The sequence below is a fragment of the Mesorhizobium sp. WSM1293 genome, assembly GCF_000513875.1.
GTDB lineage: Bacteria > Pseudomonadota > Alphaproteobacteria > Rhizobiales > Rhizobiaceae > Mesorhizobium > Mesorhizobium ciceri.
Genome location: NZ_AZUV01000053.1, coordinates 1 through 1,068, shown reverse-complemented (window position 1 = coordinate 1,068; position 1,068 = coordinate 1). Strand labels below are relative to the sequence as shown.

General features: G+C 65.0%; 1 protein-coding gene. It reads left to right on the top strand.

What is annotated here, in order from left to right; translation table 11 throughout:
* The coding region (locus M729_RS01000000136270; RefSeq protein WP_032809658.1) for an IS4 family transposase at positions 1-1,037 on the top strand (1,037 nt) is incomplete at its 5' end.
* Positions 1,038-1,068: the final 31 nt, after the last annotated feature.

Sequence of the window (1,068 nt, the reverse complement as noted above, 5' to 3'; positions counted from 1 at the left end):
TGTTCGTGCATCCGGCGCTGGCCGTGGATGCCGAGGACGGCTCGGTCCTTGGCCTTGCAGGGGCCACGATCTGGCGGCGCGAGGCAAAGAAGGCGGATGACTACCAGGCGCTGCCGATCGAAGACAAGGAAAGCCACAAATGGATCGGCACCGCCAAGGCGGCATGCCAGGCGCTGACCGACACGCCGCAGATGACGGTGGTCGGCGACCGCGAAGCCGACATCTACGAAGTGTTTGCAAGGCTTCCCGGCGAGCGCACCCATGTGCTCATCCGCGCTGTACGGGATCGGGTTTTGGGCGCGCGGGGCGAGCGCCTGTTCAGCGCGATCGCCAAGACCTCGGAAGCCGGCCGCATTGCCTTCGAGCTGCAGGCACGTCCTGGCCGGCCGGGCCGCACCGTCGAACTGGCCGTTCGCTTTGCGGCGGTGAGCTTGCGCCAGCCGCGCCTTGGCGCCGACAGTCGCGATCCGCGTGAACTCACGCTCAACATGGTGGAAGTGCGTGAGATCGATCCACCTTCGCCGAAGGAAGCGGTGACCTGGCGGCTTCTAACCACACATTGCGTCAACACGCTGGCCGATGCCTGCCGCATCGTCGAGATGTACCGCTCGCGTTGGATCGTCGAGCAGCTGTTCCGGACCGTGAAGTCGCAGGCCATCGATCTGGAGGAAAGTCTCATCGCCGATGGCGATGCGCTCGAACGCCTGGCCGCCGCCGCCCTGGTCGTCGCCACCAGGGTCATGCAACTCGTGCACGGGCGTGGTTCGCCGGGCCAGGGCTTCCAGGCCGCACGTCTCTTCGATCCCACCGAGATCACCGTCCTGAACGTGCTCATCGCCAAACTCGAAGGCAAGACCCAAAAGCAGAAGAACCCCCACCCCACGCACACGCTCGCCTGGGCCGCCTGGTGTATCGCCAGGCTCGGAGGCTGGAACGGCTACGAAAAGGAACGCCCGCCAGGACCCATCACCTTCACCCAAGGCCTCAGACGCTTCAACGCCATCGTCGACGGCTTCGTTCTCGCCTCACAAAAATGAACCCGAAGCAAATGTGTGCGCACGCTAGCCC